Below are 20060 nucleotides of genomic sequence, written 5' to 3' on the forward strand. Positions count from 1 at the left end.
CAGGGGAACAGAATGAAGACCAGCATTACACGCAGAACACTGATGAAAACGGTTGCCGCAACGGGTGCGGCAGCGGCAATCGGCACCCGTTTCGCGACCGCCTCCGAGCCTCTTGGGATCACGCTTGTCGTCCCCTCGCCGGTCGGCGATGTCGGCTGGGGCCATGCCCTCAAGGCCGGACTGGATCCGGTTATCGCCGCCTATGGCGACGGGGTGAAGGTCACGGTCCTTGAGAACATTGTCGAGGGCCCGGATGCCGATCGCATCATGAACAAGGCTGTTGCCGACGGAAACAATTTCCTGATCGCGGGCTCATTCGGCTATCAGAATGGCGCTCTGCAGATTGCACGGCGCAATCCGAAGGTCTCGGTCCTGCATGCATCGGGCTTTCAGGTGGCGCCGAACTTCTCGCCCTTTGCGGCGCAGTATTTCCAGGGGACCTATCTGATGGGCATGGCAGCCGCTGCTCTGTCCAAGACCGGCAAGCTCGGCTCTGTCTCCGCCTTCGCAATTCCCGAACTGATTACCTCGATCAACGCCTTCACCCTGGGTGCCCAGACCGTCAATCCGGATATCGAGGTCTCCGTTGTCTGGGTCAATACATGGTTTGATCCGGCAAAGGAGCAGGAAGCAGCCAAGGCATTGATGTCCCAGGGCTGTGACGTGATCTTCTCCAATGCGCAGGATACGCCCTCGGTCATTTCGCTGTGCGAAGAGGCCGGCGTCTATGCCTTCAACCTGAATTCCTCGATGAAGAGCTACGCGCCCAAGACCTATCTGGGCTGCGTTGCAACCGACTGGTCACCCTTCTTCAAGGCATCCGTTGACGCGCATCTGGCCGGTACGTTCCAGGGAGCCAATGCCTTCCTTGGGGTTGCCGACAATGTGGTCAAGGTCGTGGACTGGAACCCGGATATTCCCGCCGAGACGGTCGCAAAGATCTCCGAAATCGAAGCCAAGATTGCCGATGGAAGCTTCTCGCCCTTCACCGGCCCGATCACGAAGGCCGATGGCAGTGTTGGCGTTGCCGAAGGCGCAACGCTGACCACTGGCGAAATCGTCGGCATGGACTGGCATGTGAAAGGTGTCACAACGCCGCTTCCGACGTGACCCATGGCAAACCTCCTTTCTCTGAGAAAGGTATCCAAGAGCTACGGACAGGTCAGGGCCAATCAAGCCATTGACCTGGACGTGGCGCATGGATCGATTCATGCCATTCTGGGTGAGAATGGCGCCGGCAAATCGACGCTCATGAAGCTGATCTATGGTGTCGAGGCGCCTGATGAAGGCGACATGTCCTGGGAAGGAGCGCCGTTGAGCCTTGCCTCACCGGCCGCTGCCCGCCGCCAGGGCATCGGCATGGTCTTCCAGCATTTCTCCCTTTTTGAAACCTTGACCGTGGTCGAGAACATCCGGCTGGTCGTATCCGGCAGCACAAGTCATCTGGTCGAACGGATCCGGACGCTTGGTGAGGATTTCGGCCTTTCTGTTGATCCCCATGCCCATGTGCATGCCCTGTCCGTCGGCGAACGCCAGAGGGTGGAGATCATTCGATGCCTGATGACCGACCCCAAGCTTCTGATCCTTGATGAGCCGACCTCCGTTCTGCCACCGCAGTCGGTGGAAAAACTGTTCGAGACTCTTCGAAAACTGCGCGATCGCGGTGTCTCCATTCTCTTTATCTCCCACAAGCTGGAAGAAATCAGGGCCATCTGTGATCGCGCAACAATCCTGCGGGGCGGCGTCGTGACAGGCAATGTCGATCCGCGCGATCACGATGCGCATGATCTGGCACGGATGATGATCGGGCGCGACATGCCCGAAACGCTGCCGGCCAAACCCATGCCACCGGGAGAAGTGAAGCTCGAGCTGATCGGACTGAGTTACAAGCCGGATGATCCTTTTGCGATGCCACTGACAAACCTGTCGCTGTCGGTCAAATCCGGTGAGATCGTGGGCATTGCTGGCGTCTCGGGCAATGGTCAGGCAGAGCTCTCCGCACTGATATCGGGAGAGATCCTTTTGCCTGAGCTGGACCGCGAACAGGTTCAGATGATGGGTGAACCCGTCGGAGATCTTTCTCCATCGCGACGTCGACATTTGGGCTTTGCCTTTGTTCCGGAGGATCGGCTGGGACGCGGTGCCGTCCCGGAATTGTCGCTGACCCGCAACAGCCTGCTGACAGCTCATTCTCTTGGCCTGTTGAACCGTGGCCTGATTGACGAGGAAAGAACCGCCGCCTTCACCAGGAACTGCATTCGCGACTATGACGTTCGCACGCCCGGAAGCGAGGCGGAAGCTGGAAGCCTGTCCGGTGGCAATCTCCAGAAATTCATCGTCGGCCGCGAGATCATGTTGCGCCCCACTTTGCTCTTCCTCGCACAGCCGACCTGGGGCGTCGATATTGGCGCGGCCACCGCGATACGCCAGAAACTGATCGCGCTTCGCAATGACGGGCTGGCCATCCTTGTCATCTCCGAAGAGATCGAGGAGCTCTTCGAACTGTGCGATCGCATCCACGTGCTGCGCAACGGGCAGCTCTCGCCATCGCTTGAGACGAGTGTGACCAGGCTGGAAGACATTGGTCGCTACATGATCGGCGCCGAGGATCGCGGGGTCGCTGCCGAATGACACAATTCTTCGGATTTACCCTGCCCCGTCTTGTCCGTCGTGAGCGCGCCTCGCTTCCAATGCAGATCGCTGCACCATTGATCGCCCTTTCCGGGGCGACGGTTGCAAACCTCCTGCTGTATATGGTGATGGGGAAGAGCCCGATTGCCGTGTTCAACGCCATGCTGCTTGAACCCTTCCTCTCGTGGGCATCCTTCTCCGAGGTCCTGCTGAAATGGGGACCCCTCCTCCTGATTGCACAAGGTCTGGCCATCGGTTTTCGCGCAAAGGTCTTCAATATTGGAGCCGAAGGCCAGTTCATACTTGGCGCCATCTTCGCCTCGGCCATTCCGGTCTGGTATCCGCAGGCGACAGGGCAATGGATCTGGCCGAGCATGTTGCTGATGGGCGCGCTTGGTGGCCTTGCTTGGGCAGCGATCACAGCCTTCTGGCGTGTGCGTCTCAATGCCAACGAGATCCTTGTTTCGTTGATGCTGAGCTTCGTCGCGGTCCAGATCTTGAACTACCTGCTGCTCGGACCATGGAAGGATCCCAACGGCTTCAATTTCCCGCAATCGGTCATGTTTCAATATGATGCGATGATCCCGCTTCTGTTTGAAGGTACGCGTGTCAATGTCTCCCTGCTGATTGCCCTTTTCCTGTCAGGCTGCGCCTTCATCTTCATGCAGCGCAGCTTCATCGGTTACACGCTTCAGGTGGGTGGGCTTGCGCCAAGGGCAGCCACTTATGCCGGATTTTCCGAAGGTCGTGCGATCTGGCTGTCGCTGCTGATCGGCGGCTTTGCGGCAGGCCTTGCCGGGGCCGCCGAGGTCGCCGGGCCAATCGGGCAATTGCAGCGCTCCATCTCGACCGGTTACGGCTATGCGGCGATCATCGTGGCCTATCTTGGTGCGCTGCATCCGATCGGCATCGTATTCTCGTCCCTGCTGATGGCTGCGCTTTATATCGGTGGCGACAATGCCATGGTCTCGGCCGATCTGCCGATCGCCGCCGTACGCGTATTCCAGGGAAGTCTGCTGCTTGCCTATCTGATGGCACTGACCTTCGTCCGTTATCGCCTGGTCTGGCCGGATCCAGCCAAGGGGAGCATGCCATGAGTGCGATCGAGTTCATCCTCGCCGGCATGCTGGCGGCAGCAACCCCGTTTCTTCTGGCAGCACTTGGTGAGCTCGTTGTCGAGCGAACCGGTGTCATCAATCTCGGGATCGAAGGGATGATGGCGCTGGGGGCCGCGATCGGTTTCATCATCGTCTATCACGGCGGCGGGCATCTGATGGCCTTCGTCGCTGCAGGGCTCGTCGCCTCAATGCTGGCTCTGGTCTTTGCCTTCGTCTCGCTTGGTCTGCATGCAAACCAGATTGCGGCGGGACTTGCGATCGGCATTCTGGGCCAGGGTCTTTCTGCCCTCTTTGGCAAGACCTATGAAAGCCTGACGATCAAGGGATTGCCGCAGCTGGCCGTTCCATTTCTGTCGGATCTTCCCCTTGTCGGAAGGCTCTTTGTCCAGGATATCATCGTCTGGTTGTCTCTCCTCGCGACATTCGCCATCTGGGCCTGCTTTGCCCATTCCAAGCTGGGATTGATCCTGCGGGCGGTCGGGGAAAACCCGAAGGCTGCCCATTCGATCGGTTATCCGGTAACCGCAATCCGCACGGCGGCCGTTGCCTTCGGCGGGGCCATGGCAGGCTTTGCAGGGGCGTATGCCTCAACCGTCTATACACCGCTCTGGGCAGACGGCATGATCGCCGGGCGCGGCTGGATTGCCGTTGCCCTTGTCGTCTTTGGAACATGGCTGACAGGCCGCATCTTTGTCGGTGCCTGCCTCTTCGGTGCCGTCTCGCTTGCCGGACTGGCTGCCCAGGCAAGCGGGGTTGCCCTGCCTTCACAATTTCTCGCGAGCCTTCCCTATCTTGCAACGATCATCGTGCTTGGCGTCATTGCGTCTAACCGGCGACTGCTCAAGCTCAATGGCGTGGCATCTCTTGGTGAGCCCTTCAAGCCAAGCTGATAAAGACTTCCAGCACTCCCTTCGATCAGACATTGCCGTCAGCTCTGTGAGCCCCATCAGGTTCACAGCAGCAGATCACGCAAGTGTTGGCAGCGAAAGATCCCAAGGGGTCTGGTTGCGTCGATAGCCACTTTCAATAAACATATATATAACTATATGTATCTGGAACAGGAGCCTGACAGTGCCGTTTCAGCAGTCAAGGCAGCCTGTCCCGATCGTGACATCAGCCTATGAAGAAAGGACGCATGATGAACCACAAACCAGAGGTCAAGGGATTCTTCGACGAACGCACATCCAGCGTGCAATATGTCGTCAGTGACCCCGCGACCGGTTCTTGCGCCATCATTGATCCGGTGCTCGACTATGACGAAAAGTCAGGGGCGACAGCCACGCTGAATGCCGACCGGATACTCGATTACATTTCCGAAAAGGGCCTTAAGGTCGAATGGATCCTCGACACACACCCCCATGCCGACCATTTTTCGGCTGCCAGCTATCTGAAGCAGAAGACCGGCGCACCCACCGCGATTGGTCAGCATGTTGTCGAGGTGCAGTCTCTTTGGAAGGAGATTTACAACTGGCCGGACTTTCCCGTCGGCGGCGCGTTCTGGGACCGTCTCTTCAAGGTCGGTGATCGTTTCAAGGTCGGCTCGTTCGAGGTACAGGTGTTGTTTTCACCCGGTCACACACTCGCCTCCATCACCTATCTTATCGGGGATGCAGCCTTCATCCATGATACGCTGTTCATGCCTGACAGCGGTACGGCGCGCGCCGATTTTCCAGGTGGCAGCTCCAAACGGCTCTGGGCCTCCATCCAGGAAATCCTCTCTCTACCCGATGAGACCCGTCTGTTTACAGGGCATGACTACCAACCGGGTGGACGGGAACCACTTTGGGAAAGCACCGTTGCCGAGCAGAAGGCGAAGAACCCGCACATTGTTGGTAAGACCGAAGCCGAGTTTGTCAGTCTGCGGGATGCCCGCGACAAGACCCTGCCGATGCCGAAGTTGATCCTTCATGCTCTGCAGGTGAATATTCGTGGCGGCCGCTTGCCGGAACCCGAGAGCAATGGACAGCGCTATATCAAGATCCCGATGAATGCCCTGTCAGGAGCCGCATGGGAATGATTGACCTTGTTCCCCAATGGATGGCGGCAATCGGCTCGGGCGGGCTGGTCGGCTTCGCCCTCGGCCTGATCGGTGGTGGTGGCTCGATCCTTGCCACGCCGCTCTTGCTCTACGTCGTTGGCGTCAGCCAGCCGCATATTGCCATCGGGACAAGTGCGCTGGCGGTATCGATCAATGCCTATGTCAACCTGATCAGCCACGCGCGCAAGGGGCATGTCTGGTGGCGTTGCGCATTTGTCTTTGCTGGCGCCGGTACACTTGGTGCACTGGGTGGGTCCACGCTTGGCAAATCCTTCGATGGGGAAAGCCTCCTGTTCCTGTTCAGCCTTCTGATGCTGATCGTTGCGGCCTTCATGATGAAGCCACGCAAACTCGTCCTCGAAGGTGGCGGCAAGATTGACCGCGTGACATGCATGAAGACGGGGGCCATTGCCGTTCTGGCGGGTGCTGCCTCCGGCTTCTTCGGGATTGGGGGTGGTTTCCTCATTGTTCCGGCGCTGATCTTTGCAACGGGCATGCCGATGATCAATGCCGTGGGCAGTTCCCTCTTCGCGGTGGGTACTTTCGGCCTGGCAACCGCCCTGAACTATGCCGCCTCGGGTCTGGTCGACTGGCAGATCGCTGCGGAATTCATCGGCGGCGGCATCATTGGCGGGATCGGCGGCATGCTGCTTGCAACCCGTTTTGCGAAGACCCGCAATCTGCTCAATCGGATCTTCGCCGGCGTGATTGTGGTGGTGGCAATGTATATGCTCTACCGGAGCGGGCTTTCGTTCGGTTGGTTTTGAAAAATGTGCCCTGTTGGCGGCAGTCCCACTTGGACTTGAGGCGGTTGGCAAGGGCCTAATGAAAGGCAACCTTGCCACGACGCATCGGGTTCCCGCTCAAATCGTCAGGTCATCCGCATAGAGTGACAAGACCCATTTCGGCAGATAGGGAGCCGCCTGGACAAGCCGGCCATTCGCAAAGACAAGGACCTGATCAGGCGGAGCATTCAATCTGGAATTATCGAAGACCATGCCTCGATCGGCCTTCAGGATCGCCTGGCGGATCAATGGCTGTGACCGGTCATAGCGCTCACGGATCTTGGCTTCGGGAACATCGTGACCACCTTCGACGACACGACCCTTTACGCGCGCGACGGAAAGATCGGAGCCTTCGATGCCGACATGCATGACAATCACGACATAGCCATGCTTTCGCGCATCCTGAATGAAGTCAAGTTTCGACGGATGGGAAAAGACGGTCTCTGTCGCAAAGCTCCTGCCCGTTGCAAGATGCTCCATCCGCCTTTGCTGAGCAATCTCTGCCGCCTTGTAGGCAGCGCCCAAGGACGGATCTCTCAGCTCGTCGCGCTGGATAAGGTCGGCATTGATGAAGGGACCCGCGAAGCTGGGCGCAACGCGGGTCTGGTAGAGCGTTGATTTGCCGGCACCATTGGGGCCGGCCAGCAGCACGAGGCTTGGCCTCATCTGCCTGGATGACTCTCGCCATGAATGAGATTGCCGCCGGCATCCAGACCGACACCAAGCCCTAGCTTCTGCCGTTTGGCAAAGAAGGCCTTCTCATCCGGCCCCGCTTCGGCCATCTTGTTTGTAAATGCGTCAAGCCAGGACGCCTCTTCTTCTGCCGTCAGCTCGACAGTATCGAGCTTCGCCTCGAGTGCCGACAGGATCCGCTTGTGATCCAAGGCACCCGAATGCTCGATGGCACGCCCGATCTTCAGCCAATGGGTGATCTGTCCGGCGACGGAACGGCTCTGAAGTTCAGCTTCACGACGCACCAGCGCCATGACATCCTCCGACAGTTTGACGGACTGCGCCATTTTGACCTCCATATCTGATCAAAAGGTAGCAAAATGCTACCTCGGTTTCAAGTTGCCTGGTTTGGAAGGACGAGGAACCGTCGGGGTTGAAACCTCCGACCGATGCTCCATGGATTTGCTGAAAGTCGAATCATGGTCCAGCAATACCTCTTCTGCTACCGATTGCCTTGGTCTGCACCAATACAGGGTCCTGCCGTGAATACCCCATCAGATATCATCGCCCACCGAGGCTACTCCGCCCGCTATCGCGAGAACTCCTTGCCTGCCTGGCTGGCGGCAATCAAGGCGGGTGCCGACATGATCGAGGTCGATGTGCGGCGCACACGCGATGGTGTCTTTGTCTGCGCCCATGATCCGGATCTGCGGCTGGCCGCTGATGCAAGGTTGATCATGGAGACGGATCATGAAGAGATAGACCGAATTCAGGTCCACGGTGAACCTGTGGCACCAAAACTGTTCAGCGCCATCCACGCATTGCCAGACAACATCCCGCTTCTCCTCGATATCAAGGACGAAAGGCCGGAAAGCCTGGAAGCCCTTCTCGAAATTTGTCTGGCCAACGAGGACCGCTTCGTTTTCGGCCTTCACAGTCTGGAATCGTTGAAACTTGTCCGCCGCCGGAGCTCGGTCAGGATACTCGGGCTTCTGAACGGTGAGCCGAAAGAGGATGATGCCTTCTTTGCTCTGGGCGGTACAATCCTGCGGCTGTGGGAAAGCATGGCTGATGCAGACAGGATCCGGCGGCTCCGCGAGGCTCGTCATCCCATATGGATGACAACCGGAGGATGGGGTACCGGTCGCGATGTCGGAGACTTCGAGCCGGCCAGGCTCCGCGCCCATGTTGTTGCCGGGATTTCAGGCTTTCTGGTCAATGATCCCGTTCTGGCGAGGAAAGCGCTACATGCATGATCGGAAAATGAAGCAGTGCTTTCAAAAACCTTTCAACTGCATCTTTGCTGGCTGAATTCAGACAGCGTCCAGCGCGGCCTTCATCACTCTGACAGTCTCCTCATCGGTCTGGCGCACTTGCGCTGGAGAGAAACCGAAATCCACCATCCGGGGATCGCTGATCCGCAGCTGGCTGCAAGAGGCGTGGAGCTCGGCGATGCCGGGTATCGCGAGGAAACGAGAGGCATTCTCCGGCCTGACCCCGCCTCCCGGCATGATCGAGATACGACCCCGTGCCCGGGATGCCAGCGCGGCGATCTGCGCAAGGCCTGCTTCGGCATGACGGGCTCCGCCAGAGGTCAACACGCGTGAAAAGCCAAGCGCGATGGCAAGATCAAGGGCCTTGTCGACGTCCGCAACCATGTCGACGGCACGGTGGAGGGTAAGATCGAGACCTGCCGCGGCTTCGACAAGTCGGGTGAGGGCCGCCTCGTCGAGGGCGCCATCCGGTGTTGTTGCGCCGATGACGACACCCGCCAATCCGGCTTCACGCACCTGATGGATGTCGGCGATCATCAGGTCGACCTCATTCGCGCGATAGCAGAAGTCACCGATGCGCGGTCGGATCAGGGCATGGACCGGGACCGGGGCGCCGGCAGCCATCTGCATGAAGCCACAGGAGGGCGTCAGGCCTCCCGAACCGAGCGCAGAGCAAAGCTCGATCCGGTCAGCGCCGCCCCTGACTGCAGCTTCCAGTCCCTCTGCATCGTCCACGCAGACCTCAAGCAGAAAAGCACGCCGTACTGGCCCTTCATCAATCGTCATGCTGCCCCCTGATCTTGCGCGGCTTTGCTCCATGGTCGATCCAGAAACCACAGGAGACCAACGCCGCAAAAGCCCGCCAGAGCCGAAATCATGGCTGTTCCGGCATAGTCGCTGAGGCTGGTCCCAAGTGCAAAGAGAAGCGAAGCCAGACCGCCGCTGATAAAGATGTTCACGGCGATCAGGGAACTGCCAAGGCCTGCACGATCTGCGATCAGGTTTTGCAGGTAGGTGATCGGAATGGCAATGATGCCGGCCGCGCCCAGTGCACTGATCAGCGTCAGCATGTAGACGTCCAGAGGACTGTCTGCCAGTCCCAGAAACACAAGATAGGCGCAATAGATCAAGGCGGCCACGCCCATGGTGATAACCGTTGACGTTCGCACTTCGACCCAGCCCCAGAACAGAATGAAGATGATTTCGAGAAATGCAACGATTCCGACGATCACGCCGACATCCGCCGGTGTTCCGCCAGCCTTGCCGGTGACGATGAGCGGCAGGATCGTGCCATTGGCATGCAGCATAGACGAGATCAACGATATTGCCAGAAGCCGGGGCAAGACATGCCTCGAGCCGATATCACGCACCGAGCGAAAGAAAGAGTGATGCACCCTGCCGGGATCGAGAGCTGGGGGCTTGCGATCGATCCCGAACCAGAACAGCATCAGGCAGACGAAACAGGCAAGGCTTGCTGCGAGGAAGGCCGGCAACATGCTGGGGCCGCCGGCAAGGGCAAAGCCGACAAGGCCCGGCACAAGGACCCATGAGGCAGACAGCACTGCGCGTATCGCCGAGTTGACGGCAATCAGGTCCCGTGCGGACATGCCGCTTGCAACGGCGCGGACATTGGCAAAGATGAGCGAATTGGTTGCGCCGAACACGGGAATGAACAGGAGCGTCGCCACGGCGAAGACCAAGGCTGTCGGCATCAGATAAACCATGCCGAAACCGACAATGCCAAACAAGGCCGCGAGAAGCATGGGAGCGCGGAAGTTGCCAAGACGGTCAGCCACAATGCCAGCCGTCACGCTGGCACTGACATTGATGACCGCAGCCGCAAAGATCAGCAGGGAATAGAGCGCGTCGGACAGGCCCAGTTCCTGGATGCCGATCAGGGACATATAGGGTGACGTTGCGGCTCCGGTGAACCCGAAAAAGAAGATGGCGAGCGCGCTGATCCGGATAGGCTTTTGTTGGTAGACGACCGAAAAGGACGACAACATGGTGCGGCAATCAGGGTTGGGTCATGCAAGCCGGAGCCTGCAGGACCGCATGGCCTTCAGGGGAAGCGACGTGAATAGAGGACGTGTGGTCTATAGCTGAAATCCTTGACAAAGGGATAGCTCGGCTGATGGCGGCGATGGCTCGGCAGGTTCTCGATGTCCTGGTTGATCACGCCATCCGTCAGCGCCATCAGGTTGGGGTTGGCGAGTGGCGCAAGCTCGGGCGAGAGATAGCCGGACTTGACGACAAGCAGCCGCACCCTGGTCGGATCGAGCCCGAGCCGGGTGAAATCCGAAATGTTGTGATAGGGCCGGCGTCGGGCGGCGAGCACCAGCGTGATGCCGCCAATCCTGACGACCGCCTGTTGCTCGGCAGCCGGGCCCGGATCATCGAGGAAGACGACATCCGCCTCCACCTCGACGCAACGGCTTGCCGGATCGAGCGAACCGCCGACCTTGAGCGACACCCGCGCGCCGGCACCGGCTGCGAAACAGCGTTCGACGGCCGGACGATCGGTGATGCCGGCAATCAGGACGTCATCGATCGAGCGGGCCAGAAGCGCTTTGAGCACATCTGCCCGATCACCCACCCCTCCACCGGTCGGATTGTCGCCGGAATCCGCCAGAATGACCGGCCGCGTCTCGGTGCGCTCGGCCATGTCGAGCATGTCCTCAAGCGGTCCCGTAACGGGGCCGAAGCGGAAATCCTCCCGCGCGTCCCAATAGGATTGGGCGATGGCAGCAGCGACCTTTTCCGCCGCCGCCTTGTCCACTGCCGTGACGACGGCGCAGGCCGTGGTGCGCGGCTCGTCGGCCCAGACATAGCCCACCATCAGGTTGGCATCCCAGATGCCGGGGACGGCGTCATGCTCCGGCAGCTTCAGATAGAGGCTTTTCGCAGGCTCGTCCTCGGTCGAGGTTCGCTCGCCGGGCAAAAGAAGCGGCACCTTCGCCCAGGCAATGCCCGGCTTTTCGCCGGTCTTCAGCGCCCGCACCAGCATCGACCAGGCCCGCACCATGGTTTCGCGCACATCGATATGCGGGGCCGTGCGATACCCGGCGAAGATATCCAGCTGGTCAACGATCTTCTGGGTGACATTGCCATGCAGGTCGTAGCTCGCCGCGACGGAGACATCGGGCCCGACAACTGCGCGCGCCGCCGAAATCCAGTCGCCCTCGGCATCATCCATGCCCTCGACATTCATCGCGCCATGCATGGCGAGATAGAGCCCGTCGATCGGCAGTGTAGCCTTCAAGCGCTCAAGGAACTCCGCCTTGAACCCTTCATAGGTGGCGCGTGCCAGCGGCCCACCGGGAACCGCACGTGCATGCAGCAGCGGGAGGTGTTCGACGCCCTCGGCCTCGAGGAAGTCGAAATACTCATGTGCCAGCAGGTCCGGCCCGCGCAGCACACGGAAATCGTCGGGTTGCATCAGCACGGGAGAGGAAGTCGAGCATTCGGTGTGGATACCGCCGACGGCGATGCGGAAACTCATGGCGCTTAGTCCTCAGTAACGCGGGCTCAGGCGGACGATTGCCGCAAAGCGCAGCCAGTCCTTGTTTTCCTTCGGCGTCCAGGCGGCTTCGGCAATGGCCGGAAGCCGCGGGAAGACGAGGTGGTTGAAGTAGTCGCGGCTGAGGAAATGCTCCGACCAGATGCAGGCCTGGACACCGCGCATGCGCGGCGCGAGTTCGGCCGGAAACTCGGCGACCGCCTCGTAGGTATAGGTGCGCTTGGGCGGCACGGTCCCGGCCCAGCTGCCACCCGGTTCCTGGAAGGACTCGTCCTGCACCATGTCGAGATAATAGGCCTGTCCCGGGGTCATCACGACGTCATAGCCCTGCCGCGCCAGTTCCAGCCCGACCTCCGGCTTCTGCCAGGCCATCAGCAGCGTGCCGTCGGGATCGACACCGCCGCCATGGCTGACCTCGTCCCAACCGGCAAGCTTGCGACCGCGCTCGGCCAGCATCTTCTGGATGCGCTTCATGAAATAGCTCTGCAGCCCGAAGGTCCCCTCGATCCCCTCCTGCTCCATCAGCTTTCGAGCGAGCGGAGACGCCATCCAGGTATTGGCCGCCACTTCGTCGCCGCCGACATGGATGAGCTTTGACGGGAAGAGCGCGACCATCTCGTCAAAGACCTTGCCCAGCACCTCATAGGTATATTCGATCGCCGGGTTCAGCGCATTGTTCGGATAGCCCTGCACCGAGCGATAGCTGTCCGGTGCTTCCTGGCCATCGACCAGCTCCGGCAGGGCCACCAGCATCGCCGTGCTATGGCCGGGGATGTCGATCTCTGGCACCACCTCAACCTGAAGAGCTGCCGCATGGGCAACGATGTCGCGCACCTCGTCCTGGGCATAGAAACCACCGACCGGCTCGGCACCATTGCCGAGCTGCGGCAGGAGCGGTTCGTCGGGACCGCGCAACACGCCAATCGTGGTGAGCTGCGGGAAGGCCTTGATCTCGAGACGCCACGCTTCGTCGTCGGACAAATGCCAGTGGAAAGTGTTCATCCGGAACCAGGCCATGATGTCGATCAGCCGCTTGACGTCAGCGACCGGATAGAACTGGCGGGAGACATCGAGATGGCAACCGCGCCAGCCGTAACGCGGCTTGTCGGTGATCGTGCCCGAGACCGGAAAGCGGAACCTACCCGGCTGCGTGCGGGCGCCATGCAGCATCTGGGCAAGCAGGGTGAGCGCATATTGCAGGCCGGCGACATCGCCATAGGCGAGTGCGATACCGTCAGCGGCAAAGTTGAGCGTGTAGGCGGAGGCGCCCAGGGCCTCGTCGGCACGGAAGGTGATCGACCGCCCCTGGTGCACCGGCGCAAGAGACAGAGGCGCATGACCGGCGGCAAAGAGGCGGCAGAAGAGCCGCAAGACGTTTTCGACTTCCCGCAGCTCGAGGAGAGACGAACCGCTGGCGGGATAGAGCGCGACGGGCAAGCCTTCGCCTGCCACGAGCTCGGCGGAAACCGGCCAGGGCAGCATGGCGAAAGGCTGCGTGACCTGCCCCTCCGGCAGAAGCGGTGGCGGAGGGGCGCTGTCACCGCCGCCGAGCATCAGGTCAGCCACTGCAACGGCGGCATGCTGACCGGTCGAGAGCGTGAGATAGGCGGATTTCGCCCCGTCTGTGCGGTGTTTGGCCGCGCGCCACAAGCCGCCGACGCGGAAGGTCCATGAAGCACCCGGCTGCAGCACAAAGCCCGCCGGCGGCACGAACTGGTGGAAATTGGCGTTGCGCTTCAGGAAGACGGCATTCTCGAGGATCGGCTCTTCCAGGTCCTTCACGCGGGTGAGCGACGTATAGGCAAGCTTGAAATCGGCAAGCGCCACATCGGAGAGATTGACCAGCGTGAAGACGAAGGCGCCACAGGCGTCGCCTTCCACCGGATGCCACGCGTTTTCGAGGCGAAACTGAACGTCTGTTGCCATGGGGAATGCTCCGGGCTTTTCGGTATCAATAATTGTCGGATTGCGAGAAGGTTCGGGCGAGCTCGGCCTGACCGGCTGTCAGCCCGCAGTCGACGGGCAGGCACACGCCGGTAATGGCCGCCGCCTGATCGCTCGACAGGAAGAACACGGCATTGGCGATGTCCTCGGCCGTCGCGATCCGGCGCAGCGCATACCAGCGCTTGGCTTCCTCGAAGACTAGAGGATTGGCAGCAGCGCGCGCCTCCCAGGCCTGGGTGCGCACGGTGCCGGGCGCGACCGCATTCGAGCGGATGCCGTATTTGCCGTATTCGACGGCAATCAGCCTGGTCAGATGGATGAGCCCGGCCTTCGCCGCGCTATAGGCCGGATGACCGAAGACGGCCATGCCATTGACCGAGGAAATGTTGACGAGCGCGCCCCTGGACGCCTTCAGCGCCTCCTCAAAAGCGCGGAAGCAGAGGAAGGGCGCTTCGAGATTGAGGGCATTGTCTTTTCGCCAGATCTCGCCATCGGTGTCGCCGAGGCTGACGGCCCTTGCCGCGCCGGCATTGTTGACGAGCGTATGGACCAGCCCATGGCCGGCCACGCGATTGGCGGTCTCGGCCAGATCCGTCTCGTTCGTCACGTCGCAGGTGAGCGGCACGAAACGCGGATCACTCCCAAGCTCCGCAATCGCGCGATCCAGTGCCGCGGAATCCAGATCCAGCAGAACCACAAGATCATGGCTGTCAGCCAGACGCCTGGCGATCGCCCGCCCGATATCGCCGGCAGCACCGGTCACGACGGCAACCTTAGGCGTCACGGCAGGTCTCCGATATCGATGCGGGCATGGGATCAGTCTCCGAGAAGTTGCCGGTCGTCACCATCGCGGTGTTCGACCAGCTGTTGTTTGATATGGCGCAGCGTCACCTGCGACTGCTTGCGATTGCGATAGGCAACCAGGCTCGCGATCACATCGACGACCGCGAGATAGGCGAAACGCGTCGAGGTCGGCCGGAAGATGTTTTCGCCTTCCGGCAGATCGATGCCGATGACGAGTTCGGACGCCTCGGCAACGAGGCTCTGGCTCTGGGTGAGCGCGATCGTGGTGATGCCGTTCTCGCGGGCAAGCTTGAAGCATTTGACCAGCTCGGCATTGCGCCCCGAAAACGAGGAACCGATCAGCACATCGTTGGAACGTGCGGCGGCCGTCAGCATCAGCTGCATGTTATGATCGGCAGAGGCCGTGACCCGCGAGCCCAGACGAAAGAGGCGGTTCTGGATCTCGCCCGCAATCATCGAGGAATTGCCGCCGGAGCCGAAGGCATAGACCATCTCGGCGCGCGCCAGCCGATCCGCCACCTTGTCCAGAATGGCGGGGTCCAGCGCCCGATGCACCATGAACATGGCGTTCTGCGCCTTGGTGATCACATCACTCGCAACATCGGCCGGCTCCGTGCTCTGGGCCTCCGGGTTGAGATAGCGCACCCCGACATAGGCCGTGCGGGCGAGATTGACCTTGAAGTCGGCAAAGCTGTTGCAGCCGAGACGACGGCAGAAGCGCGTCACCGTCGGCGGAGAGACCTCCGCCTTCTCGGCGAGCTCGATGATCGAGGCATTGACCGCGAAGTCGAAAGAATTGAGCAGGATATCCGCGATGCGTTGCTCGGAGGCCGAAAACTGCCCTGCCTCTTCCTGGATGCGCGCGAAAATGTCCAATGCCCTGCCCTCTCTCTTATTTCGAAGGCTTGAAGGCTACGCAGTCGATCTCGACCTTGCAATCGACCATCATCGAGGCCTGGACGCAGGCCCGCGCTGGCGGGTGCTCGCCGAAATACTGCTGGTAGATCTTGTTGAAACTCCAGAAGTCGCGCGGGTCATCCAGCCACACGCCGCAGCGCACGACATGCTCGAGCCCATAGCCCGCCTCGTCCAGAATGGCGATGACATTGGCGATCGTCTTGTGGGTCTGTTCGATGATGCCGCCCGCGATGATCTCACCGTCTTCCATGGCCACCTGGCCGGAGACATAGAGCCAGCCATCGGCCTCGACAGCCCGGGCAAAGGGCAGTCGCTGGCCACCCGCACCCGCCTTCTCGGCCCCGTAACGCTTGATCGTCATGGACACCTCTCATGCAAATTATTTTCTTCGATCGTTGACAAGCGACCACAAAAAACCGATTTTGACCAGACAAAATCGACATTCATGAAAAGAATTTAAAAGCGGGGAAGAAATGCGCAACCCATTCCAGAATCCGTTTCCAGCAACGGACGAAGCCCGCCACGCCATCTGGGAGATGCTCGTCCCCCGCGACATCGATGCCTTCCTCGCCGCCGACTGGGCGATGGTCGCCCATGACTTCATCGAGGACGGCTTCATCGGCATCAGCGGCAATCGCGAGGACAATCCGGACAAGTGGACGCTCGCCTTCCCCAATCTTGAGGCTTACCGCGACGAGTGGCTGAAACAGGCCCATGACTTCGCCGGCCAGACCTACGGCGAGGACCCGCGCACTGCGATCTTCACCACGACGACACTCGAAGAAATCGAGATCGCAGGTGAAACCGCGCTCGTGCGCAAGAAGTTCGAGGGCGGCATCAAGAAGGCGGATGGCACAATCGACGTCATGCGCTGGCAGACGCTCTATTACTGCCGCCTGCATGAAGGCCGCTGGAAAATTTCCGGCTTCACCGGTTATCTGCCCAATCCGATGGGCCAGCGCTGAAACCGCCCCCAACCCTTGAGACCTGGAGGTCGGCTTTTGCGCATCTTCACCGCCGCGCTTGCAACGGAAACCAACACCTTCTCCCCGATCTGCATCGACCGGCGCGCCTTCGAGGATTCGCTCTATGCGCCTCCGGGCAAGCATCCCCCGACCCCAACGCTCTGCACCGCGCCGATCACCGTCGGTCGCAAGGTCTGCAGTGACAAGGGCTGGACGCTGATCGAGGGCACGGCGACCTGGGCGGATCCGGCGGGCCTCGTCAACCGACAGACCTTTGAGAGCCTGCGCGACGAAATCCTGGACCAGCTGCGCGCGGCCATGCCCGTCGACGCCGTCGTGCTCGGCCTGCATGGCGCCATGGTGGCCGACGGCTATCTTGACCCGGAAGGCGATCTCCTGACCCGCATCCGCGAGATCCTCGGCCCGGATAGTCTTCTTTGCGCAGAACTCGATCCGCACAGCCACCTGACGGCAAAACGCGTCGCAGCCGCCGATTTCTTCGTCGTCTTCAAGGAGTTTCCGCATACCGATTTCGTCGATCGCGCCGAAGATCTCTGGCGGATCGCCGTCGATACGCTGGAAGGCCGGGTCAAGCCGGTGATGTCGGTCTTCGATTGCCGGATGATCGATGTCTTCCCGACCTCGCGCGAACCCATGCGCAGCTTTGTTGACAGACTTATGGCCATAGAGAGGGCGGATCCGGAGGTTCTGTCGCTCTCCGTCATCCATGGTTTCATGGCCGGCGACGTGCCGGAGATGGGCACCAAGACAATCGCGGTGACCAACGGCAATCCCGACAAGGGCGCGATGCTCGCACGCGACCTCGGCCTTGAGCTCTTTTCCAAGCGCGGTACCTTCATGATGCCGCAGATCGACGAAAAGGCGGCCCTTGATCAGGCACTGGCTTACCCAAAAGGCCCTGTCGTCATCGCCGACATGTGGGACAATCCCGGCGGCGGCACGGCGGGCGACGCCACCGTGATCCTTCAGGAAATGCTGGCGCGTGGCGTCACCAACGCTGCCGTCGGTATGATCTGGGATCCGATCGCGGTGCAGATCTGCATGGCGGCAGGCGAAGGCGCCGAGATACCGCTGCGTTTCGGCGCAAAATCGGCCCCCGGTACCGGTCAGCCGATCGATGGCCTGGTAAGGGTGGTCAAGGTGGTGCCGAATGCCGAGATGCGCTTCGGCGACAGCATCGCCCCCTTTGGCGATGCCGCCCATATCCGGCTTGAGGGTATCGACATCATCCTGAGCTCTGTCCGCGTCCAGAGCTACGATCCGTCGCTCTTCACCGCGCTCGGCATCGACCCGAGGACGAAGCATCTGCTGGTCATCAAGTCGACCAACCACTTCTATGCCGCCTTCTCGCAGATCGCCTCGGAGATCCTCTACTGCGCCGCTGGCACGCCCTATCCGAACGATCCGGTCAAGACCGCCTATCGCCATGTGCGCCGTGACATCTGGCCGATCATGGCCAATCCGCACAAGACACCCGAAGGCAGCGAGGCCGCATGATGGAACTCCCCCGCCCCAGGATCGGCCAGAGGATTGCCGAACTCTCCACGCCGCTGCCACTGATCGACGAAGAGAAGCTCGCCGCGAACATCGCCCGCGTGCAGGCCTATATGGACAGAAACGGCCTCGCCTTCCGTCCCCATATCAAGACCCACAAGATCCCGGCGATCGCCAGCCAGCAGGTGAAGGCCGGCGCGCAGGGCATCAATTGCCAGAAGATCACCGAGGCCGAGATCTTCGCCACTGCCGGCTTCGAGGACCTCTTGATCACCTTCAACATCCTGGGCGCGGAGAAGCTGGAGCGGCTGGCGGCGCTGAACGCCCGCATTTCCGGCCTGAAGGTCGTTGCCGACAGCGAAATGACGGTGCGCGGCCTCTCATGCGCGTTCTCCCAGACCCGGCCACTCACCGTTCTCGTCGAATGCGACACGGGCGGCGGACGCTGCGGCGTCCAGACCCCCGAAGAAGCCATAGCACTCGCAGACACGATCACGGCTGCCCCCGGCCTTACCTTCGGCGGCATCCTGACCTACCCAAAGGCCGATACAGAAGAGGCGGTGGAAGCCTTCTTCGCGGCCACCCTCGCCGGCCTCGCTGCCCGAGGCATCCCCTGCCCCATCGTCTCCAATGGCGGCACGCCCAGCCTCTTTTCCGCGCACAAGGTGACCTCAGCGACCGAGCACCGTGCCGGCACCTATGTCTACAACGATCGGGCCATGGCCCGCTCCGGCCACTGCAGCCTAGACGACTGCGCCATGCACATCCTGGCGACCGTCGTCTCTCGCCCGACAGAGGGTCGCGCCATCCTCGACGCCGGCTCCAAGGCCCTGACCTCTGACCTCCTCGGCTTCGCCGACTACGGCATGATCGTCGAGTACCCGGATGCGGTCATCACAGGTCTTTCCGAGGAGCACGGCACTGTCGATCTGTCGAAGGTTCAGGGGCGACGCCCGGAGATCGGCGAAAAGGTCAGGATCATCCCGAACCACACCTGCGTCGTCTCGAACCTCTTCGACGCCATGACCTTCCACCGCGACGGGATCGTCACCCGTGTGGAAGAGGTCGCAGCCCGCGGTTTGGTCTGGTAGGATCGCTCCAATAAGAAGAGCCTGACCGGAAAGGCGGTTTCGTAACACACCCAGTTGCACTCCGTTCTGACGCGTAACTGAAAGCTTGTTGCATGTAGCCTTCAAAACAGCCGCACAGTTTGGTAGAATGGTAGAATTCTGGACGGACGGGTAGAACTGGATAACGCGATGAGTCTCAACATCAAAGATCCCGAAGCGCATCGCCTCGCTCACGCCATCGCCCGTGCGACAGGGCAAAGCATGAGCCGCGTTGTCACCGATGCTCTGCGCGAGCGCTATGCACAACTTGAAAAGCAGAAAGGCAAGGCGTCAGTCGACGAGCTTTTGACGATCGCGAACAGAGCTGCAATGCATTTGAAACGGCCATATGCCGATCACGCCGAGCTGCTCTATGACGAGGATGGCCTGCCGAAATGATTGTCGACACCTCCGCCATGGTTGCGATCTTGTATGGTGAACCGGAGGCTACCGATTTCACAAGGCTGATCCATGGCGCGCCCAAAACGCGGATCAGCGTTGCAAACTTTGTCGAGTTATCCATGGTCATCGAAAAGCAGCTCGGCCCCGAGGGGATGAGGCAGGTCGACGCCTTCTTCCGCCGAGCAGCAATCACCATCGAACCAGTGACAGTCGAGCAAGGCAATCTCGCCCGACAGGCATTCCTCGATTTCGGCAAGGGCAGGCACAAGGCCGGACTGAACTTTGGCGACTGTTTTGCCTACGCTCTCGCCAGGGATCTCGATGAACCGCTGCTGTTCAAGGGCAAAGACTTCGCAGAAACGGAC

20 protein-coding genes and 1 pseudogene are annotated in these 20060 nt (G+C 60.6%); 12 read left to right on the forward strand and 9 right to left on the reverse strand.

From position 1 onward, the window contains the following. Positions 1-12 precede the first annotated feature (12 nt). The 6 genes and pseudogenes from FE840_RS20515 (at position 13) to FE840_RS20540 (ending at position 6554) form a co-directional block, all read left to right on the forward strand. On the forward strand, positions 13-1110 hold the full coding sequence (locus tag FE840_RS20515) for a BMP family ABC transporter substrate-binding protein (RefSeq protein WP_138287585.1): 1098 nt from the start codon (positions 13-15) through the stop codon (positions 1108-1110). Positions 1111-1113: 3 nt separating this feature from the next. Further along, positions 1114-2631, forward strand: coding sequence for an ABC transporter ATP-binding protein (locus FE840_RS20520; protein WP_138287584.1), 1518 nt, complete (start codon positions 1114-1116; stop codon positions 2629-2631). Further along, complete coding sequence (locus FE840_RS20525; RefSeq protein ID WP_138287583.1) at positions 2628-3728, forward strand: ABC transporter permease; 1101 nt, start codon at positions 2628-2630, stop codon at positions 3726-3728. The genes FE840_RS20520 and FE840_RS20525 overlap by 4 nt, the downstream gene beginning before the upstream one ends. Further along, positions 3725-4639, forward strand: coding sequence for an ABC transporter permease (locus FE840_RS20530; protein ID WP_138287582.1), 915 nt, complete (start codon positions 3725-3727; stop codon positions 4637-4639). Before FE840_RS20525 ends, FE840_RS20530 begins: the two co-directional genes overlap by 4 nt. 257 nt (positions 4640-4896) lie before the next feature. Further along, positions 4897-5766: pseudogene (locus FE840_RS20535) on the forward strand (MBL fold metallo-hydrolase); the annotation flags it as partial. Further along, complete coding sequence (locus FE840_RS20540; RefSeq protein WP_138287580.1) at positions 5757-6554, forward strand: sulfite exporter TauE/SafE family protein; 798 nt, start codon at positions 5757-5759, stop codon at positions 6552-6554. The pseudogene FE840_RS20535 and the gene FE840_RS20540, both read left to right, overlap by 10 nt. A 96-nt stretch (positions 6555-6650) precedes the next feature. Here the strand turns inward: FE840_RS20540 and FE840_RS20545 are convergent, their stop codons facing one another. Together FE840_RS20545 and FE840_RS20550 are read right to left on the reverse strand one after the other, a co-directional pair. Continuing rightward, complete coding sequence (locus FE840_RS20545; RefSeq protein ID WP_138287579.1) at positions 6651-7238, reverse strand: ATPase; 588 nt, start codon at positions 7236-7238, stop codon at positions 6651-6653. Further along, a complete protein-coding gene (locus FE840_RS20550; RefSeq protein WP_138287578.1) occupies positions 7235-7591 on the reverse strand; it encodes a TA system antitoxin ParD family protein in 357 nt (118 codons plus the stop codon). The genes FE840_RS20545 and FE840_RS20550 overlap by 4 nt, the downstream gene beginning before the upstream one ends. Before the next feature lie 195 nt (positions 7592-7786). Between FE840_RS20550 and FE840_RS20555 the strand changes: the two genes are divergently transcribed. Beyond that, on the forward strand, positions 7787-8500 hold the full coding sequence (locus tag FE840_RS20555; RefSeq protein WP_246318959.1) for a glycerophosphodiester phosphodiesterase: 714 nt from the start codon (positions 7787-7789) through the stop codon (positions 8498-8500). 57 nt (positions 8501-8557) lie between these two features. Here FE840_RS20555 and FE840_RS20560 read toward each other — a convergent pair whose 3' ends face one another. The 7 genes from FE840_RS20560 to FE840_RS20590 are packed head-to-tail and all read right to left on the reverse strand — an operon-like array spanning position 8558 to position 16065. Continuing rightward, complete coding sequence (locus FE840_RS20560; RefSeq protein WP_138287576.1) at positions 8558-9304, reverse strand: copper homeostasis protein CutC; 747 nt, start codon at positions 9302-9304, stop codon at positions 8558-8560. After that, complete coding sequence (locus tag FE840_RS20565) at positions 9301-10524, reverse strand: MFS transporter (protein ID WP_138287575.1); 1224 nt, start codon at positions 10522-10524, stop codon at positions 9301-9303. Before FE840_RS20565 ends, FE840_RS20560 begins: the two co-directional genes overlap by 4 nt. 56 nt (positions 10525-10580) lie before the next feature. Further along, a complete protein-coding gene (locus tag FE840_RS20570) occupies positions 10581-12020 on the reverse strand; it encodes a M81 family metallopeptidase (RefSeq protein WP_138287574.1) in 1440 nt (479 codons plus the stop codon). 12 nt (positions 12021-12032) lie between these two features. Beyond that, positions 12033-13964: a beta-N-acetylhexosaminidase gene (locus tag FE840_RS20575; protein WP_138287573.1), complete on the reverse strand. Its 1932-nt coding sequence runs from the start codon at positions 13962-13964 to the stop codon at positions 12033-12035. Between the two features lie 25 nt (positions 13965-13989). Beyond that, the gene (locus FE840_RS20580; RefSeq protein WP_138287572.1) at positions 13990-14766 is read right to left on the reverse strand and encodes an SDR family oxidoreductase; all 777 of its coding nucleotides are present in this window, start codon (positions 14764-14766) and stop codon (positions 13990-13992) included. A gap of 32 nt (positions 14767-14798) precedes the next feature. Further along, the gene (locus FE840_RS20585; protein WP_138287571.1) at positions 14799-15662 is read right to left on the reverse strand and encodes a MurR/RpiR family transcriptional regulator; all 864 of its coding nucleotides are present in this window, start codon (positions 15660-15662) and stop codon (positions 14799-14801) included. A gap of 16 nt (positions 15663-15678) precedes the next feature. Then, the gene (locus FE840_RS20590) at positions 15679-16065 is read right to left on the reverse strand and encodes a RidA family protein (RefSeq protein WP_138287570.1); all 387 of its coding nucleotides are present in this window, start codon (positions 16063-16065) and stop codon (positions 15679-15681) included. A 112-nt stretch (positions 16066-16177) separates the two neighbouring features. Here FE840_RS20590 and FE840_RS20595 point away from each other — a divergent pair, with 112 nt between their 5' ends. The 5 genes from FE840_RS20595 to FE840_RS20615 all read left to right on the forward strand — a co-directional run. Next, positions 16178-16669 (forward strand): general transcription factor IIF subunit 2, encoded by a 492-nt coding sequence (locus FE840_RS20595; RefSeq protein WP_138287569.1) that lies wholly within the window; start codon positions 16178-16180, stop codon positions 16667-16669. Positions 16670-16705: 36 nt separating this feature from the next. Beyond that, on the forward strand, positions 16706-18187 hold the full coding sequence (locus FE840_RS20600; protein WP_138287568.1) for a M81 family metallopeptidase: 1482 nt from the start codon (positions 16706-16708) through the stop codon (positions 18185-18187). Beyond that, entirely contained in the window at positions 18184-19275 is a 1092-nt protein-coding gene (locus FE840_RS20605; RefSeq protein WP_138287567.1) for a D-TA family PLP-dependent enzyme, read from the forward strand. Before FE840_RS20600 ends, FE840_RS20605 begins: the two co-directional genes overlap by 4 nt. 168 nt (positions 19276-19443) lie before the next feature. Then, positions 19444-19692, forward strand: coding sequence for a type II toxin-antitoxin system VapB family antitoxin (locus FE840_RS20610; RefSeq protein ID WP_138287566.1), 249 nt, complete (start codon positions 19444-19446; stop codon positions 19690-19692). Continuing rightward, on the forward strand, positions 19689-20060 hold a 372-nt coding region (locus FE840_RS20615), incomplete at its 3' end, for a type II toxin-antitoxin system VapC family toxin (protein ID WP_179028227.1). The genes FE840_RS20610 and FE840_RS20615, both read left to right, overlap by 4 nt.

Origin of the sequence: Peteryoungia desertarenae, from assembly GCF_005860795.2 — a bacterium.
Classification (GTDB): Bacteria; Pseudomonadota; Alphaproteobacteria; order Rhizobiales; family Rhizobiaceae; genus Allorhizobium; species Allorhizobium desertarenae.

Excerpts from the sequence above, each read along its gene's own strand:
- FE840_RS20525 (WP_138287583.1), top strand. The coding sequence starts at position 2,628 with ATGACACAATTCTTCGGATTTACCCTGCCCCGTCTTGTCCGTCGTGAG.
- FE840_RS20515 (WP_138287585.1), top strand. The coding sequence starts at position 13 with ATGAAGACCAGCATTACACGCAGAACACTGATGAAAACGGTTGCCGCA.
- FE840_RS20530 (WP_138287582.1), top strand. The coding sequence starts at position 3,725 with ATGAGTGCGATCGAGTTCATCCTCGCCGGCATGCTGGCGGCAGCAACC.
- FE840_RS20550 (WP_138287578.1), bottom strand. The coding sequence starts at position 7,591 with ATGGCGCAGTCCGTCAAACTGTCGGAGGATGTCATGGCGCTGGTGCGT.
- FE840_RS20575 (WP_138287573.1), bottom strand. The coding sequence starts at position 13,964 with ATGGCAACAGACGTTCAGTTTCGCCTCGAAAACGCGTGGCATCCGGTG.
- FE840_RS20595 (WP_138287569.1), top strand. The coding sequence starts at position 16,178 with ATGCGCAACCCATTCCAGAATCCGTTTCCAGCAACGGACGAAGCCCGC.
- FE840_RS20610 (WP_138287566.1), top strand. The coding sequence starts at position 19,444 with ATGAGTCTCAACATCAAAGATCCCGAAGCGCATCGCCTCGCTCACGCC.
- FE840_RS20520 (WP_138287584.1), top strand. The coding sequence starts at position 1,114 with ATGGCAAACCTCCTTTCTCTGAGAAAGGTATCCAAGAGCTACGGACAG.
- FE840_RS20545 (WP_138287579.1), bottom strand. The coding sequence starts at position 7,238 with ATGAGGCCAAGCCTCGTGCTGCTGGCCGGCCCCAATGGTGCCGGCAAA.
- FE840_RS20565 (WP_138287575.1), bottom strand. The coding sequence starts at position 10,524 with ATGTTGTCGTCCTTTTCGGTCGTCTACCAACAAAAGCCTATCCGGATC.
- FE840_RS20605 (WP_138287567.1), top strand. The coding sequence starts at position 18,184 with ATGATGGAACTCCCCCGCCCCAGGATCGGCCAGAGGATTGCCGAACTC.
- FE840_RS20590 (WP_138287570.1), bottom strand. The coding sequence starts at position 16,065 with ATGACGATCAAGCGTTACGGGGCCGAGAAGGCGGGTGCGGGTGGCCAG.
- FE840_RS20570 (WP_138287574.1), bottom strand. The coding sequence starts at position 12,020 with ATGAGTTTCCGCATCGCCGTCGGCGGTATCCACACCGAATGCTCGACT.
- FE840_RS20560 (WP_138287576.1), bottom strand. The coding sequence starts at position 9,304 with ATGACGATTGATGAAGGGCCAGTACGGCGTGCTTTTCTGCTTGAGGTC.
- FE840_RS20540 (WP_138287580.1), top strand. The coding sequence starts at position 5,757 with ATGGGAATGATTGACCTTGTTCCCCAATGGATGGCGGCAATCGGCTCG.